Source organism: Clostridium sp. AF22-10, from assembly GCF_003478725.1.
Taxonomy (GTDB): domain Bacteria; phylum Bacillota; class Clostridia; order Lachnospirales; family Lachnospiraceae; genus Otoolea; species Otoolea fessa.
In genome coordinates this window covers 183892-201711 of the sequence record NZ_QUFZ01000003.1, presented here as the reverse complement: position 1 = coordinate 201711, position 17820 = coordinate 183892, and the positions used below count along the sequence as shown (strand labels likewise).

General features: G+C 50.7%; 9 protein-coding genes and 1 pseudogene. 9 read left to right on the top strand and 1 reads right to left on the bottom strand.

The window, feature by feature from the left end; genetic code table 11:
* The first annotated feature begins 191 nt into the window (after window positions 1-191).
* On the top strand, window positions 192-929 hold the full coding sequence (locus DWX91_RS03535) for a GntR family transcriptional regulator (protein WP_118467923.1): 738 nt from the start codon (window positions 192-194) through the stop codon (window positions 927-929).
* A gap of 245 nt (window positions 930-1174) precedes the next feature.
* Here DWX91_RS03535 and DWX91_RS03530 read toward each other — a convergent pair.
* A pseudogene (locus tag DWX91_RS03530) lies at window positions 1175-2202 on the bottom strand (3-deoxy-7-phosphoheptulonate synthase).
* A 548-nt stretch (window positions 2203-2750) separates the two neighbouring features.
* Here DWX91_RS03530 and DWX91_RS03525 point away from each other — a divergent pair.
* From DWX91_RS03525 to addA, 8 genes are all read left to right on the top strand, one after another.
* Entirely contained in the window at window positions 2751-3239 is a 489-nt protein-coding gene (locus tag DWX91_RS03525) for a TRAP transporter small permease (protein WP_117796365.1), read from the top strand.
* Window positions 3240-6602 (top strand): TRAP transporter large permease subunit, encoded by a 3363-nt coding sequence (locus DWX91_RS03520; protein WP_118472093.1) that lies wholly within the window; start codon window positions 3240-3242, stop codon window positions 6600-6602.
* A 221-nt stretch (window positions 6603-6823) separates the two neighbouring features.
* Window positions 6824-7444 (top strand): cob(I)yrinic acid a,c-diamide adenosyltransferase, encoded by a 621-nt coding sequence (locus DWX91_RS03515; RefSeq protein WP_333489812.1) that lies wholly within the window; start codon window positions 6824-6826, stop codon window positions 7442-7444.
* A 14-nt stretch (window positions 7445-7458) separates the two neighbouring features.
* On the top strand, window positions 7459-7992 hold the full coding sequence (locus DWX91_RS03510) for a hypothetical protein (protein WP_118467928.1): 534 nt from the start codon (window positions 7459-7461) through the stop codon (window positions 7990-7992).
* A gap of 298 nt (window positions 7993-8290) precedes the next feature.
* Window positions 8291-8629, top strand: coding sequence for a DUF1292 domain-containing protein (locus tag DWX91_RS03500; RefSeq protein ID WP_022358993.1), 339 nt, complete (start codon window positions 8291-8293; stop codon window positions 8627-8629).
* 90 nt (window positions 8630-8719) lie between these two features.
* Window positions 8720-10222, top strand: a complete 1503-nt coding sequence (gene rpoN / locus DWX91_RS03495; RefSeq protein WP_118472091.1) for an RNA polymerase factor sigma-54 — start codon at window positions 8720-8722, stop codon at window positions 10220-10222.
* A 34-nt stretch (window positions 10223-10256) separates the two neighbouring features.
* The gene (locus DWX91_RS03490) at window positions 10257-13628 is read left to right on the top strand and encodes a PD-(D/E)XK nuclease family protein (RefSeq protein ID WP_412693821.1); all 3372 of its coding nucleotides are present in this window, start codon (window positions 10257-10259) and stop codon (window positions 13626-13628) included.
* A 162-nt stretch (window positions 13629-13790) separates the two neighbouring features.
* Complete coding sequence (gene addA, locus DWX91_RS03485; RefSeq protein ID WP_118472089.1) at window positions 13791-17618, top strand: helicase-exonuclease AddAB subunit AddA; 3828 nt, start codon at window positions 13791-13793, stop codon at window positions 17616-17618.
* The last annotated feature ends 202 nt before the right edge of the window (window positions 17619-17820 follow it).

Genomic DNA, 17820 nt, shown 5'->3' with positions numbered 1-17820 from the left:
GTAGTTATTGTGGGTCTGCTTTTTTCTTTTTTTTATACCGAGTAAAAATAATGCAATTTCTTTGTTAAAATAACGAAAAAAGCTTGTAATGGAACAATACAAATAGTATGATAGTGTATATAACATTATATATCATTTTGACTATATAGATGTAGGGCTCAATTATTATAAAGAATGAAAAGGAGAAGGGTATGGAGATAAATACAAATCCAAACAGCATAGTTCCATTATATGCACAGATTGTGGAGAGTTTGAAACGAGATATTGAGAATGGGGTTTATAATGCAACGGAACGAATTCCGGCAGAGGCAGAGTTAGCAAAACAGTACAATGTGAGCCGGATCACAGTTCGGCGTGCAGTGGATGATCTGGTGAGCCAGGGCCTTGTGGAAAAGAAGCAGGGAAAAGGAACCTTCATCTGCCGACAGAAATTCGCGAAGGATATAAAAAATCTCCAGAGCTTTTCAGAAATGTGCCGTCATATGAATATGAAGCCTGGGGGACAGATGCTTGAAAATAAGCTGGTTCTGGCAGATGACAAGATTCAAAAACAGTTAAATCTGGAACCTGGATCCTATGTAGTTTATATTTCGCGTCTGCGTACAGCGGATGGGGAACCGGTAGCCATTGAGAAGAACTATTTCCCGGTAAAATATTCCTTCCTTCTGGAAAAGCAGTTTAATGATAATTCTCTGTTTGAGTGCCTGCAGGAAGAAGCCAAGGTAAGAGTTGCTTCTTCAGAGAAGCGGATTGAATTATGCCGGGCCACAGCTGAAGAAGCAAAACTGATGAAAGTTAAGAAGGGAACTCCGCTTCTTTATATTAAGAGTGTGACATATACATATGATAGAGAGCCTCTGTATGCAGGAGTACAGCTTTTTAATGGCGAAACCTGTTCTTTTTATGTATGTGAATCAATTGAACAATAAACCTAATATTCATTAATGCAGCAAATCGGATTTTTATTGCATCGAAATGGTGAATCTTAAGAATTTCTTCATAATTTATTTAAAGAGAATACAAACATTTTGGAGATAGGCATGATATACTATAACCATAATAAATGCATGATACAAAAGATTTAATCCTTTAACCTTTTTGAAATCCGAATTCCTAACGAAAAAAGTCCGGCGGAGCTTTTCCACCGGACTTTTTTTCTGCATATTTCTATATTTTACAATCCTTCAGCCATTTCATACAGCAGACGCTCGGAATCATCCCATCCCAGACACGGGTCGGTGATGGATTTTCCGTAGATGTGTTCGCCAACTTTCTGGTTGCCTGGTTCGATGTAGCTTTCGATCATGACGCCTTTGACGAAATTACGGATATCGTCGGAGTGACGACGGCTGTGGAGTACTTCCTTGACGATACGGATCTGCTCCATGTATTTTTTGTTGGAGTTGGAGTGGTTTGCATCGATGATGCAGGCCGGATTCTTCAGATCACGCTCGTTGTAGAGGTCTAAGAGCAGCTTCAGGTCTTCGTAGTGGTAGTTCGGCAGGCACTGGTCATGCTTGTTGACAGCACCACGCAGGATGGTGTGGGTCAGCGGGTTGCCCTGTGTCTTTACTTCCCAGCTGCGTAGATGAACTCATGACCGTGCTGTGCTGCGTGTACGGCGTTCAGCATGACGGAGAGTGCGCCGCTGGTCGGATTCTTCATGCCGACCGGTACGTCGATGCCGCTGGCAACGAGGCGGTGCTGCTGGTTCTCAACGGAACGTGCGCCGACTGCAACATAGGACATAACGTCGGAAAGGTAGGTCAGGTTCTCCGGGTATAGCATCTCGTCTGCGGTCGAGAAGCCGGTTTCTTCGATCACACGCATGTGAAGTTTGCGAATCGCGATCAGACCCTGGTATAAGTTTGGCTTACCTTCCGGATTTGGCTGGTGTAAAAGTCCCTTATAGCCGTCACCGGTTGTTCTAGGTTTGTTGGTATAGATTCTAGGAACCAGAATCAGTTTGTCCTTCACTTTCTCCTGTACCTTGGCAAGACGGTTTACATAATCAATAACCGCATCTTCCCGGTCAGCAGAGCACGGACCAATGATGACAAGAAACTTGTCGCTGTCGCCTGTAAAGACGTCACGGATAGCAGCGTCCTTTCGAGCTTTTTCTGCGGCCAGCTCCGGTGCCAGTGGAAACTGTGCACGAATCTCGTCCGGGGTCGGCAGCTTGCTGACATATTCAAATCCCATGAGTTTTATCCTCCTGTATTGTCTAAAAGATTTTCGCACTTTAAAGCGTATGATGTTTATTATAGTATAGAAAAATCAAATCATCAATAGGTTGAGGGAAAAGAATTTTATTTCTTTTATGCTATTTTTATGTGGCTTTTATAAAATAGACCGTAGTCTATAAAAATGGTTGACGTATTTATTAAAAAAGTGTAGAATATATTCCATATCAGCAATATTTAATTTTAGTTTGATATAGTTCCATATGAAAACGGAACCGTTCATGCCTCGATTGACTGAGAGCAAGGGCGCGGCGGTCACTGTTTTTGTACGAATCCCGCACAAGCGGGAGCAGCGTTTGTTTGTTTGGTGCTGCATATGTTTGCGTGTTTTCCGAGAAAAACAGAACATTTAGCAGAAATCTGGCACTTCATTCGTCCCTATTATCTGGGGGCGTTTTTTTATGCCTTAGGAAATTGTGTCCTATGACACAAAAACGTTCAGATGAATGCGTACAGCCGACAGAAATGTGGAAAAATGAGATACTTATTTTAGGAGGAGAGCGCAGTATGAATGGATATAAAAAGCTGATGGATATTGTGGCGATGGTTGAGAAAACCGTGCTGGTAGTCACGATGCTCCTGATCCTTGTACTGACGGTGGGAAATGTATTTTCCCGTAAGGTGATTCACCAGTCCTGGTCCTTTACAGAGGAGCTGGTTGTTGCCATTTTCGTATTAATTACGCTGCTTGGCGCGGCGCTGTCTGCGCGTGAGGGCGGATTGGTAGGCTTAAATCTGGTAACAGAGCGTCTGCCGAAATCAGCAAAGAAGCCGGTTGTGATTCTGATTACGATCTTTTCGGTTCTCTTTATGGGAATCTTATTTTACTATGGCATGGACAAGGTACTGGCGCAGCTTGCGAACCAGAAACGTACCTTTGTGCTGAACTGGCCGGAGTGGATCTTCTGGTCCTTTGTACCGATCGGTTCGGCGTGCATGATTCTTCATTTTATCGAGTTCTGTCTCGATGAGTGTACGAAAAAGGAGGACAAATAAATGGTTAGCGCAGTTCTTTTTATTACCTTTTTCGTATTATTGGTGCTGAATGTGCCGATCTCCGTCTGTCTGGGACTTTCTTCCGCGGCGGCGATCCTGTATTCCGGTACTTCTTTAACGATTGTAGCGACGAATATTTACTCCGGCATCAGTAAATTCCTGCTGCTGGCGATTCCGTTTTTCGTATTATCCGGAAATATCATGGCGAAGGCGGGGATTTCCACGCGCCTGATCCGTTTCGTTGACACCTGTGTCGGTCACAGAAAAGGCGGCATTGCGAATGTGTGTATCATCGTAGCCTGCTTCTTCGGCGCGATCTCCGGTTCCGGTCCGGCGACGGTAGCGGCCCTGGGTGCGGTCCTGATTCCGGCGATGATAGAGCGGGGCGGTTTCTCCGCAGCCTTCTCGACGGCATTGATGGCAACTTCCAGTTCCATCGCGATCGTCATCCCGCCGAGTATCGCGTTTGTCGTATACGCGTCGATCACAGGTGTTTCCATCGGAGATATGTTTATGGCAGGCATCATTCCGGGTATCCTGATGGGTCTGGCTCTGGTAGTTGTCGTTATGCTGGAGGTACGCCGCAATCATGTCGTGCCGTCCAACGTAGAGAAAGCATCCGCAAAAGAGCGCTGGAACGCATTTAAGGATGCATTCTGGGGATTTTTGATGCCGGTCATTATTCTGGGCGGTATCTACGGAGGCATCTTTACACCGACCGAGGCGGCAGCCGTATCCGTTGTGTACGGTCTGTTTGTCGGTATGATTATTTATAAGGAAGTAAAATTTAAAGACCTGTGGGAAATTCTGATTGATTCGGCAAAGACCACCGGCGGCATCATGCTGATCGTAGCGTGTGCGTCGCTGTTCTCCTTTGTCTGCACCCGTTTCGGTATTTCGACGGCTGCTTCCGAACTGTTAGCAAGAGTGGCAGGCAACCAGTTTACTTTCTTGCTGATTTGTAACATTATTTTCCTGATCGCGGGCTGCTTTATTGATGCAAATTCTGCGATGTACATTTTCATCCCGATCATGTTGCCGGTCTGCAAGGCACTGGGCTACAACGTGATCGCATTTGGTATCATGGCAACGGTCAACCTGGCAATTGGTCAGGTAACACCTCCGGTCGGTGTCAACCTGTTTGTCGCGATCGGCATCAAATTAAGAGACGGTATCCGCGTAACGCTGCAGGAGATTTCCAGGGCAGTCGTTCCGATGGTAGCCGCTTCCATTGTTGTTTTACTGATAATTACTTATATTCCGCAGATTTCGACCTGTCTGCCGGCGGCACTGGGAAGTGCGGCAGCCATTGAAAATGGCGAGACAGCCGGAGGCGACAGCGGAACCACCCAGACAGACAATGACGATTTCAACACGATCGGCGATTACAGCGATCTGGATTGGGCGGATATGACCTGGAACTTTACGTGTTCCACAACCGAGACAAGCACCTGGGCACAGGCGGGACGCAAGTTTGGCGAGCTCATGGAGCAGGCGACCGGCGGCAAGGTCAAAGTAGATGTTTACGCAGCCGATCAGCTGACCGGTGGAAACCAGTCTGAGGGCATCCAGGCACTGATGAACGGCGATCCGGTGCAGATTTCGATGCACAGCAACCTGATTTATTCGGCATTTGACCCGCGGTTCAATGTTGTATCACTGCCGTATCTGTTTGATTCTGTTGAGACAGCGGATGCAGTCTTAGATGGTCCGGCGGGCGACAAGCTGGTTGAGCTCCTGGAAAGCTATGGCCTGCATTGTATGGGTATGGCGGAGAATGGTTTCCGTCAGCTGACCAACAGTGAACATCCGGTTCGTTCCGTGGAAGATTTGAAGAACCTGAAGCTGCGTGTGGCTGGTTCGAACCTTCTGATGAAGTGCTATGAGCTGTGGGGCGCAGATGCGACCAATATGAACTGGTCCGAGACGTATACGGCGCTGCAGCAGGGCACGGTAGACGGGCAGGAGAACCCGCTTCCGGCGATTGATGCGGCGAGTGTACAGGAAGTACAGAAATATGTTTCCCTGTGGAACGCAAACTATGACTGCCTGTTCTTCTGCATCAATCAGAAGCTGTATGACAGCCTGACACCGGAGCAGCAGGCGGTTGTTGATGAGGCAGGCCGTAAGGCAGTTGCTTACGAGCGTGAGATCAACCGTGCAGGCGATGAGGAGATTCTGGATCGCTGGCAGACTAAGAACGGTGTGGAGGTGCTGAAATATGAGGATCTCGACATCGAATCCTTTAAGAAAGCAGCTGAGCCGGTAACGGAATGGTTTATCGGAGAACTGAAAACCCAGGGCTTTGATGATGCAGAGGATCTGGTAAACACCTTTACTGAAAATGCGGCTAGTGCAGTTAAGACGGCGGGCATTGAAAATTCTTCGACCTATCAGGTGGAAGATCACAGTGACCTAAACTGGCCGGAAATGACCTGGAACTTTACGTGTTCCACGACAGAAACCAGTACCTGGGCACAGGCAGGACGCAAGTTTGGCGAGCTGATGGATCAGGCAACGGGAGGCAAGGTCAAAGTAGATGTTTACGCAGCGGATCAGCTGACCGGTGGAAACCAGTCCGAGGGCATCCAGGCGCTGATGAACGGAGATCCGGTGCAGATTTCGATGCACAGCAACCTGATTTATTCGGCATTTGACCCGCGTTTCAACGTGGTATCGCTGCCGTATCTGTTTGATTCAGTGGAGGACGCCGACGCGAAGCTGGACGGCGAGGCAGGTCAGAAGATGGATGAGATTCTTTCTTCCTATGACCTGCATTGTATGGGTATGGCGGAAAATGGTTTCCGTCAGCTCACGAACGGCGTGCGCCCGGTTCGTTCCGTGGAAGATATGAAGAACCTGAAAGTGCGTGTGGCTGGTTCAAACCTTCTGATGAAGTGCTACGAGCTGTGGGGCGCAGATGCGACCAACATGAACTGGTCCGAGACTTACACGGCATTGCAGCAGGGGACGGTAGACGGACAGGAGAACCCGCTTCCGGCGATTGATGCGGCAAGCGTACAGGAAGTACAGAAATACGTTTCCATGTGGAATGCAAACTATGACTGCCTGTTCTTCTGCATCAACCAGGATATTTACGACAGCCTGACACCGGAGCAGCAGGAGGTAGTCGATGAGTGCGGCAAACTTGCCGTTCAGTACGAGCGCGAGATCAACCGCGCAGGCGACGATGAGATCCTCTCCAGATGGCAGTCCAAGAATGGTGTCGAGGTCATCCCGTATGAGGATCTGGATATCGATTCCTTCAAGGCGATTGTAGAACCGGTAACCGAGTGGTATATCGGGGAATTGAAAAAACAAGGTTATAAGGATGCGGAAGAGCTGGTTGCTGCATTCAAATAGGAAAATTAGAAGTTTGAAGTTAGAAGTTTGGTAAAATTGAATCATTGAGTTTGGTTTTCTGGCGGTTCTGGTCCTTGGGATCAGACCGCCAGATTGCGTATATGGGGAAATTTACGTTACTGGGCACGTATGCGTGAACAGTAAGATGCCAAATATTTCAATGTAAATTTTCAATCGGGCAAATATTGTGGTTGGCAGTTTGATATGATAAGATAGTTGGTATGAGTGCGATGAAAAGCGAGATAAATAAGGAAGAAAAGGAAAAATATATGGGATGTGTACATCTGTACTGCGGCGATGGAAAAGGAAAGACGACGGCGGCGATCGGTCTGGCGGTCCGGGCGGCAGGAACGGGAAAACAGGTAGTTGCTGCCCGCTTTTTAAAAACGGACCAGTCTGGGGAGGTGGAGATTTTAAAGCGGCTCCCGGAGGTGACGTTGATTCCCTGTGAAAAAACATTTGGATTCACGTGGAAAATGACCGATGAAGTGAAGCAGGAGGCAGCGGATTATTATAAAAGTATGTTTGAGACAGCGTGCCGTGAGGCAGTGAAGCGGTGTGGGAAAACGGAGGATTCAAGAAGCAGGAAAATACAGAATAATGAAACCTGCGATGTTCTGCTGGTGTTGGATGAGGTCTGCGCTTCTCTTTCTTCGGGACTTTTGGAGCTGGTGGATATAGTGGATTTTCTGGATCACAGACCAGCGGGGCTGGAGGTTGTGATGACGGGGCGGAAACCGCCGGAGGAGCTGCTTTTGCGGGCTGATTACGTGACAGAGATGGAAAAAATCAAGCATCCGTTTGACCGGAAAATCCTGGCGCGGCGGGGAATTGAATATTAGAGAGGGGACTCTGAATGGGATTTATAAAGAGAAAGCATCGTCCGGAGTACGCTGCAGTGCAGCGGGAATGGGCAATGTGGGTAAAACAGATGGAAAAAACACTTCCGGGTTACGGGGAGCAGAATGAGGCATTGCACTGGATGGTACGGATTCTGACGGGGGTGCGGGTTCTGTACTGCCTGTTTTATCTGATTATGACATTTGTCTATGGAATGGAGAAAACAAATGCGGTCATGACGCTTTTGGGACCGTTTATTTTTTATGGCTGGTATATGCTGATGCTGCGGGAGAGCCCGGTGCTTACGGTGTTGATGCTGATCGGGCGTGGGGCGAGTATCGTGTGGGGCGGCGTATCGCTGCTTCAGATGAGCTGGTGGCTGCCATTTCCGCTGGTTTTCATGCTGGTGACGGCGGCGGCAATCGAATTTATCGAGGCGGTATTCTGCATCTATATGCTGTTTAACCCGCTGGCACGGCACACAATCCGCTTAAACCGGGCATTTGCACGTGGAATGCGCGTACAGGTGCCGGATGAGGGGCTGGAATAGATGGCGGCGTATCGGAATGAAGCGGCGATACTGTACACGGGTAGGCACTTTTGGAACCGAAAGTGCCGTAAGAAAACGTGGCGGCAGCAGGAATTTTCCGTATTTAAATGCGAAGCCACGGCAAATTCCGTTACTGGGCACGTATGCGTGAACAGTAACGAGGCGGCAGATGAAGAGGACAATGAGGAAGTCAAGTCTTGATTTTTACAGAATACTCTGATACAGTGGAGTCAAGACAGGATTCCGCCAACGGATCTTGTGGGACGTAGAAAAGGCATAGAAAAGAAAGAGGTAAAATATGGCAGATAATAAGAATATGACGCAGGAAGAGATCGACAACGGCGAGGAGATGACCGTGACTCTGACATTGGATGACGGCAGAGAGATTGAGTGTGTTGTTCTGACGATTTTCCCGGCAGGCGGCAAGGATTATATTGCCCTTCTTCCGATGGATGACATCGAGGCAGAGGACGGAGAGGTATATCTGTACCGTTACAGCGAGGATGAGAACGGACAGCCGAACCTGGAAAACATCGAGGACGACGATGAGTATGAGATCGTGGCAGATGCGTTTGACGAGCTTCTGGACGAGCAGGAATATGATGAGCTGGTCGGCGAGGACGAGCTGGATCAGTAATTAGGCAGGCAAAAGACAGGACGCCCAGGTACTTCGCAGGCAGAAACGGCGAGGCATCTGGGCGTTTTACATCTTTTCAGGGGTGGTACGATGGAACTGAAACAGGAGTTAAAGCTCAAACAGACCTTGTCCCAGAAAATGATACAATCCGCAAATATTCTTCAGATGGGGCAGATAGAGCTGAAAGAGTACATAGAAGAGATGGCGCTGGAAAATCCAGTGGTGGATCTGGAAGAGCGGGAGCCGGAGAACGGACGGCTGGAAGAAAATGGAGAGCTGAACGAGAAAATCAGCAGACTTGAAGAACTTGCCAGCCTTGACCGCCAGAACCAGACCTATTATCAGGATGAGGAAGAAGAGGCGGGACGATTAGAGCCGGGACGGAGCCAGGAGGGGCTTTTGGAATCACTTCTGGAACAGGCGTGTATGCTGCATCTGACGAAAAGAGAAGAAAAAATATTCCGCTATATGATCAAAAATCTGGATGCAAGCGGATATCTCAGCGTGAATTTTGGAGAACTCTGCGCTGGGCTGGGAATTGAGGAGACAGAAGGGGAGCGTATCTGGAAAAATTTTGGCAGGCTGGAACCGCGCGGGATCGGGGCGCGGTCGCTGAAGGAGTGCCTGTTGATGCAGTTGTCTTGCTTGGAAGAGGACGGCAGCGCGGTGATTGATATTGTTCAGAATGAAACGATGCGAACCGAAATGCTGGCAGCACGCATCATTTCCAACCATCTGGATCTTCTTGGGAAAAACCAGATGAAGCAGCTTGCCCGTGCATGTTCCTGCAAACTGGAGGAAGTGCTTTTGGCAGCAGCGCGGATCCGGGAGCTGAATCCCAAACCAGGAAGCGGATATGGGGATGAGAACTATGATAAATATATCGTACCAGATATAATTATTACCCAGACGGAACACGGATTTGAAATGCAGCTTTCCGATGAGACACTGCCGCAGATTGCCATCAATCCGTATTATCTGTCATTGATGAAGCAGAAAGATACCGAGACGGAGGCAAAGGACTATATTGAGGGGAAAATCCAACAGGCTGAATGGGTCTGCCAGTGCATTGGGAAGCGCAATCAGACATTGTTGCGGCTGGCAGAAGAGATTTTGTGCGTACAGGGGGAGTTTTTTGCAAAAGGAAGTGGAAAACTGGCTCCGTGGACGCAGAAACAGGCGGCTAAATCGCTGGGGGTCAGCGAGCCGACGCTGAGCCGGACAGTGCGTGAAAAATATCTGCAATGCCGCTGGGGGATCTTTCCGCTGTCATATTTCTTTTCAAGACACATGGCTGCGGGGGGATTTGGGATGACGGATAAGGGAAGACTGGCAGATCGGGAAGAGGCGGCGAATCAGGAAGAAACGGCGGTTCAGGCAGAAGTGGTGAATCGGATAGAAACAGGCGGAGATCCGCGGGAGGCAATCCGCCATCTGATCAAAACGGAAAATCCGAGAAAGCCGTTCAGCGACCGCGTGTTGTCAGAAAAACTGGCGGAAGCGGGGATCACGCTGTCGCGGCGGACCGTGGCGAAATACCGGGAAGAAATGGGAATCCGGGATGCATCCGGGCGGAAATGCTTTGGTATCTGACAGAAAACATAGACAGAAAGACAGAGGGAAAACTATGTCATTGCAATTTATAATCGGTGGTTCCGGTTCGGGAAAGACACGGACATTGTATGAAAATCTGATCCGTCAGTCGATGGAAGAGCCGGACGGACGTTTTTTTGCTCTGGTGCCGGAACAGTTTACGATGCAGACGCAGAAAGAGATCGTGATGCTGCATCCGAACCATGGCGTGATGAATATCGATATTGTCAGTTTTGAGCGTCTGGCATACCGGGTGTTTGAGGAACTAGCGATTGAAAATCTGGCGGTGCTGGATGATATGGGAAAATCGATGGTTCTGCGGCGCGTCTCATCGGGCGTCCGGGGAAATCTGCACCTGTTTGGAGGGCATCTGGACAAGGCGGGCTTTATCAGTGAGATCAAATCGATGCTGTCTGAGTTTTTCCAGTACGGCATCACGGAGGAAAAGCTGGAGACGCTGATCGGGGAGACGAAAAGCCCGCTGCTGCGCCAGAAGCTTCTGGATATGCAGGTTTTATACCGGGCATTCCAGGCGTATACCGAGGAAAAAGTGATCGTAAAAGAAGAAATTTTAAGCCTTCTCTGCCGGGTGCTGCCGCAGTCACAGCTCATCCGCGACAGCGTTGTGACGCTGGATGGCTATACGGGCTTTACGCCGATCCAGTATGAGCTTCTGGAACTCTTATTCCGGTGCTGCCGGAAGGTGATTGTGACGGTCACGATGGATCCGGAGGACAACCCGTACCGCGAGAGCGTGCAGCAGAAGCTCTTTTACATGAGCCGTCATACCGTCTGCCGTCTGATTGACCGTGCTGCAGCTGCCGGATGCAGCCGGGATGAGGATATTTTGTTGAAAGAAAAACCAATGTGGAGATTTAAGGACAGTCCGGAACTGGGATTTATTGAAAATGAATTGTTCCGATATAGGGGAAAGGTGTATCATTCTGGGAGCGGAAACGAAAGCGGGGCTGCGGCTGAACACGGCCGGGAAAGCCTGCGTCTAATTGAAGCAGCAACCCCGCAGGCGGAAATCTCTTTCTTATGCGGAGAAATCCGGCGTCTGGTGGCATCGGAGGGCATCCGTTACCGGGAGATCGCGGTGATTACCGGCGACTTGGAGACATATTCGCCGGAGATTCTGAGGCAGTTTGAGAAGAATCAGATCCCGTGTTTTATTGATTATAAGAAAAATATTTTAAGTAACCCGATGGTGGAACTAATCCGGGCGGCGCTGGAGGTGCTGCAATCGGGCTTTTCCTATGAATCGGTGTTTCGATTCCTGAAAACAGGGCTGGTGATGCCGCTTGCGGGGCTTTCACCGGAAGTGATCTATCAGGCGGAAAATTATGTGATTGCGCTTGGAATCCGCGGGTTTAAGCGGTGGAACAGCACATGGGAGCGCGTGTACCGGGGGGCTGAGCTTATCAATCTGGATGAGTTAAATCAGTTCCGCGAGGCGGTTGTCACACCATTTCTGCCGCTTCGGGAGGTGTTTTCCAACCGCAAAGTAACGGTGCGCGAGCGGACGGAGGCGCTGGTCCATTTTCTCGAAGCATTTGAGATGGAGCAGAAGCTGGCGGCGATGGCGCAGCAGTTTGAAGAAGTAGGCGATATGAGTCTTGCCAAGGAGTATGGGCAGGTGTATGGGCTGGTGATGGATCTGTTTGACCGGATTGTGGCGCTTCTCGGCGAGGAGATCATGGGACAGCGGGAGTATGCAGAGATTCTGGACGCCGGTTTTGCGGAGATCAAGGTAGGACTGATCCCCGCGGTCGTGGACCGGATAGTGGTCGGCGATATCACGCGAACCCGTCTTTCCAATATAAAAGTGTTGTTTTTTGCCGGAGTCAATGACGGGATAGTGCCGTCTGTTTCGGGACGCGGCGGGATCCTTTCGGAGGCGGATCGCCGGGCGCTGCGGGAAATGCAGGTAGAATTGGCGCCGACCGCGCGGGAGGAAAGCTTTTTGCAGCGATTTTATCTCTATCTGGCGCTGACAAAGCCGTCGGACTATCTCTATCTGTCGTGTGCGGCGTCCTCTGCCGAGGGAAAAGCGATGCGTCCTTCGAGTCTGATGCTGCAGCTGCTTAAATTATTTCCGGAGAAACGTCTGGAACAGCCGGAGGAAGAGAAGGAAGCGCTCTGGTCGCCGGAGCTTGGCATGAGCTGGGTGCTTCGGGGACTGCAGGATGAAAAAAGCGGGGAAAATGACCAGTTTATATCGCTGTACCGATACTTTATTCAGGCAGAATCGTACCGGGATGAAATGCAGGCGCTCTCGGATGCTGCATTTTATACCTATCAGGATACGGGCATCGGGAAGGCGGCGGCGCGGGCGCTCTATAGCCCGATTCTGCGGGGCAGTGTGACGCGTATGGAGCTGTATGCGTCGTGTGCGTATGCACATTTTCTTTCGTATGGGCTGGAATTGTCGGAACGGCAGATGTACGAGATTGCCCCGTCGGATATCGGAAATCTGTTCCATGCGGCGATCGACATGTATTTCACGCGGATGAAAGAGGAAAATCGTCTGTTTTCCGGCATTTCGGAGGAAGACCGCCAGAAAATGGTGGCGGAGTGTGTGGCGTCGGTCACGGAGGAATACGGTAATGCGATTCTGGGAAGCTCGTACCGGAACCAGTATCTGGAACGGAAGGTATACCGGATCACGGATCGGACGATCTGGGCACTGACGGAACAGCTAAAAAAAGGTGATTTTGAGCCAGCCGGGTTTGAGGTCAGTTTTTCACCGATGGATCACCTGAAAGCGATGCGGATTCCGCTTTCAAGCGAGGAGGCGATCCATCTGCGCGGGCGGATTGACCGAATCGATCTCTGCGAGGATGGCGACCGGCTGTACCTTAAGATCATTGATTACAAGACGGGAAAAACGAAATTTGATCTGACGGATATTTATTATGGATTGCAGCTGCAGCTGGTTGTCTACATGGATGCGGCGATGGAGAAGATCGGGCGGGAATACCCGGATAAAACGGTGGTTCCAGCGGGACTTTTCTATTATCATATCGAGGATCCGATGGTGGAGCGCAAGCCGGTGGAGTCGGAGGAGGAAACGAATGCCGATATTTTGAAGGCACTGCGGATGAACGGGCTGGTAAACGGCGATCGGGAGGCACTGGCACATCTGGATAACCGGCTGGGCGAGGAGGCGACGGCGGATTCGGATGTTGTGCCGGTTTCGATTAAAAATGAGGCGATCGTTGAGCGGCGTTCGCAGGCGGCAGGGGAAGAAAAATTCCGTGTGCTGGGCGCGTATGTGAACCGGAAAATGAAGCATATGGGGCGGGAGATTCTGGATGGAAACATTGCGGCGTCGCCGTACAAAAACGGCCAGAAAACGGCGTGCGATTATTGCCCGTACACAGTGTGTGCGGATTTGATTTGAAAACGGACGGCTACCAGTTCCGGCGTTTTGATAAGCTGAGCCCGGAGGAGATCTGGGGGAAGATGGAAGAAAAGGATAAGGAAACGGAACGGTAAGTTTGTGTTTGGCTGTGACTGTGGGAATGAAAGAATGAACCAGTCATGAAAAAGGAAAGGGCGAGAAATGGCAGTAAATTGGACCAGGGAACAGAAGCAGGTAATTGAGGGGCGGGAGAAAAGCCTCCTGGTGTCGGCAGCGGCCGGAAGCGGCAAGACCGCGGTGCTGGTTGAGCGGATCATCCAGATGATCACGGAGGGGGAGAACCCGAAGGACATAGACCGCCTGCTTGTCATGACTTTTACCCGGGCGGCAGCGGCGGAGATGCGGGAGCGGATCCAGGCGGCGATTGAGAAAAAACTGGAATCGGAGCCGGAAAATGAACATCTCCAGCAGCAGGCAGTTCTGGTTCAGTTTGCCCAGATCACGACGATCGACAGCTTCTGCCTGCATATCATGCGGGAACATTTTGACCGGCTGGACATCGATCCGGCATTCCGGGTTGGCGATGAGGGCGAAATGCTTCTGATGCGCGCTGATGTGATGGATGGGCTGCTGGAAGATTATTACCGCGACGGCGGGAAACGGTATGAGGAGTTTGTGGACGCGTATGCGACGGGCAAGGCGGACGATGGAATTGCCGAGTATGTGATGCAGGTCTACAATTTCTCCCAGAGTAACCCGTGGCCGGATGCGTGGTATGAAAAATGCCGTGAGGAGCTGCTCTTGACCGAACAGGGAGAGCTGGAGCAGACGGAGTGGATGCAGTTCCTTTTGCGTGATATTGCATTGCAGGCGCAGGAGTGGAAAATACAGCTTCGGGAGGCGTGGGAGATCTGCCAGGAGACGGGGGGACCGATGCCGTACCTGCCGATGATCGAGGAAGATCTGCGCCATGCGGAGGCAGTCTGCGGGGCAGCCGGTTCGTTTGAAACGATCTCGGAGGCATTGGAACAATTTACGTTTTCGCGTCTGGCGGCGATCCGCGGCAAAAACGGGGAGGTCGATCCGGAGAAAAAGGCGCTTGTTTCCGACTGCCGCAGCCGGGTCAAAAAAGCAGTTGAAAAGTTAAAAGGAGAGTATCTGTTTGCCTCCCCGGAGCAGATGCTTGCGGATATGGAAGCTGGAAAAGAGCGGATTTTGGAACTTTTGGAGCTGGCGCAGGAATTTGGACGGCGGTTTAGGGCGAAGAAGAAAGAGAAAAATGTGGTGGATTTTCATGATCTGGAACATTTTGCGCTGGAGATCCTGACAGAACCGGAAGCAGAATGTTCTGAGGCGGAGGAAACTTCAAGTGCAGAAGAAACCGATCAGATGCAAGGGAAAAATGCCTGGACAGTGCGCGTACCAGGCACAGTCGCGGATGAGCTCGCCGTGCAGTACGACGAAATTCTGGTGGACGAGTACCAGGACAGCAACCTGGTTCAGGAGACGCTGATCCAGTGCATCAGCGGTGAACGCTTTGACCGCCCGAATGTGTTTATGGTGGGCGATGTCAAGCAGAGTATCTATAAATTCCGCCTGGCGAGACCGGAATTATTTCTGGAAAAATACAGCACATACACGTCGGAGGAGAGCGCGCACCAGAAGATCGAGCTTCACCAGAACTTTCGAAGCCGGGATCACATACTGGAATCGATCAATGCGATTTTTTACCGTATCATGACGGAAAAGCTGGGAAATATATCCTATACGGAAGATGCGGCACTGCATCCGGGCGCAGCCTTTGAAGAGCGGGATGGCCTGGATGAGTTAAAGACGGAGCTTTTGCTGGTGGATTTGTCGGCGCAGCCGCAGAAAGAGACGGAATCCCCTGAGTTAGATGATGAGGCAGCCGATTACACCTCCAGAGAGCTGGAAGCGCGCATGATTGCCGGAAAGATCCGTGAGATGACGGATAAAGAACGGGGGATCACGATCTGGGATAAGGAGCTTGGCGCTTACCGTCGGGCGCAGTACGGGGATATTGTGATTCTGCTTCGAAGCGTCAGCGGATGGGCGGAAGAATTTATCGAGGTGCTGGCGACGCAGGGGATTCCGGCGGTCGCAGAGTCTCGGACGGGATATTTTAATACGCTGGAAGTCGAGACGGTGCTGAATCTTTTGGCAGTCATTGACAATCCGATGCAGGACATTCCCCTGGCGTCGGTGCTCAAATCGCCGTTTGGCGGCATTTCTGATGAGGAGATGGCGTGGATTGTGGCGGAACATAAGGCGGGCGTTGACCGGTCGCGGGATGCAGGGCTTTACCGGGCGGTTGTGGAGTATATGAACGAGGATGGACCGGTGAAGTCGAATGACGAAAGTGACGAGTCGTCGATCGCGGATGCGTTTCGTTTTCAAAAAAATAAATTAATTCAAAAGAATAACCTGCGCCGAAAACTCCAAAAACTCTTTACTCTCCTGGATACATTCCGCCAGGAAGCTGTTTACCTGCCGATGCACGAGCTCCTCTACCGGATTTACGACAAAACGGGCTATTACCGCTATGTGTCGGCGCTTCCGGGCGGGGCGGGACGGCGCGGCAACCTGGATATGCTGGTGGAGAAAGCGGCTGCTTACGAGGCGACGAGCTACCGGGGCGTGTTCCATTTTATCCGGTATATTGAAAAATTGAAAAAATATAACACAGATTTTGGCGAGGCGCCGGTGGCGGATTCCGAGGGAACGGTGGTGCGGATCATGAGCATCCACAAGAGCAAGGGGCTGGAATTTCCGATCGTGTTTGTGGCTGGAATGGGAAAAAATTTTAACAAGCAGGATACGCGGGGGAAACTTCTGATCGACGCGGATCTGGGAATCGGAACCGACTATCTGGACAGCGAGAAGCGCATCAAGGGACCGACGCTCAAGAAAAATGTGATGAAACGCCGGATGGAACTGGAGGCGCTGGGCGAGGAACTGCGTGTTCTTTACGTGGCGCTGACGCGTGCGAAGGAAAAACTGATTCTGACGGCGTCCTCCCGGAAATTGGAGGATCGGATTGCGAAGTGGAGCGCAGTGGCAGCCGAACACGGGGCGATTCCGTATACGATTCTGACGCTGGCTTCCTCTTATCTGGATTGGATTTTGATGAGTATTCCGGAAAAAAATCCGTGGATTTCATATCAGATGGAAACGCTTTCCGACCAGATCGACCGTGAGATCGGCACGCAGATACGCCAGACGTTATCGAGAGAGTGGCTGCGGTGGCTGGCGGGGGAGGACAGCCATTTGTCGAATGACGAGAATCATCCAAACACGCAAAATCGGCTCGAAAATATCAGGCAAATAGAATCGATCATCAGCAGCAACTACCATTTCCAGTACCCATACCTGGACGATCTGAGTCTCAACACCAAGATGTCCGTTTCTGAACTCAAGAAAAAGGGCATGGAGGAAGAAGAGGAGGAGATGGTATTTCTGCCGACGCTGCCAGTGTTTATGGAGAAGGAGCAGGAAGAAAAAGGCGGCGCGACGCGCGGTACAGCGTACCACCGTGTGTTGCAGTTTTTGCCGTTTGAGCAGGCAATGTCGAGACAGGAGTTAAATGCATTTCCGGCGAAGCTGGCGGCTGAGGGGCGGATGGATGCCGAGGCGGCGGCGTTGGTGCGCGGCTCAGATCTGGCAAAACTGACAGCCAGTTCATTGGGAAAACGCATGCAGAGAGCGGCAGCAGCCGGGAAACTGTACCGGGAAAAACAGTTCGTCATCGGTATTCCGGCGCGCGAAATGGGCGACTGGGATTCGGATGAGCGGATTCTGATACAGGGTATCATCGACGCCTTTTTTGAGGAGGACGGCAAGCTGGTTCTGGTGGATTATAAGACAGATTATGTGGAAAATTCAGACATTCTGATCCGCCGCTATGAGGCACAGGTGCGCTACTATACCCGCGCACTAGAACAGATGACAGGAAAAAGGGTGGCGGAGCGCTACCTGTATTCGTTCCGGTTTGGGGCGATTGAAGTGTAAGGCAGTGATTCTGGATACAGATAGGCACGTTCGGAGCCGATCGTATTTCCAGTCAATACGCCGGGATATGCGGCGCAGGAGGATCTGACGGAGTACCGGAGTTTTACGGATTATACGGATCAGGGCTTTGTTTATGTCCATGCGGGCTGCCGCGGCCGATAATTTTATAGAGTGGGTCAATGCGTGCTGCGCCCAGAGGAAT

Bases quoted from the DNA above. Each gene is read 5' to 3' on its own strand.
- DWX91_RS03535 (WP_118467923.1), top strand. From the start codon at position 192: ATGGAGATAAATACAAATCCAAACAGCATAGTTCCATTATATGCACAG.
- DWX91_RS03525 (WP_117796365.1), top strand. From the start codon at position 2,751: ATGAATGGATATAAAAAGCTGATGGATATTGTGGCGATGGTTGAGAAA.
- DWX91_RS03520 (WP_118472093.1), top strand. From the start codon at position 3,240: ATGGTTAGCGCAGTTCTTTTTATTACCTTTTTCGTATTATTGGTGCTG.
- DWX91_RS03515 (WP_333489812.1), top strand. From the start codon at position 6,824: ATGAGTGCGATGAAAAGCGAGATAAATAAGGAAGAAAAGGAAAAATAT.
- DWX91_RS03510 (WP_118467928.1), top strand. From the start codon at position 7,459: ATGGGATTTATAAAGAGAAAGCATCGTCCGGAGTACGCTGCAGTGCAG.
- DWX91_RS03500 (WP_022358993.1), top strand. From the start codon at position 8,291: ATGGCAGATAATAAGAATATGACGCAGGAAGAGATCGACAACGGCGAG.
- rpoN (WP_118472091.1), top strand. From the start codon at position 8,720: ATGGAACTGAAACAGGAGTTAAAGCTCAAACAGACCTTGTCCCAGAAA.
- DWX91_RS03490 (WP_412693821.1), top strand. From the start codon at position 10,257: ATGTCATTGCAATTTATAATCGGTGGTTCCGGTTCGGGAAAGACACGG.
- addA (WP_118472089.1), top strand. From the start codon at position 13,791: ATGGCAGTAAATTGGACCAGGGAACAGAAGCAGGTAATTGAGGGGCGG.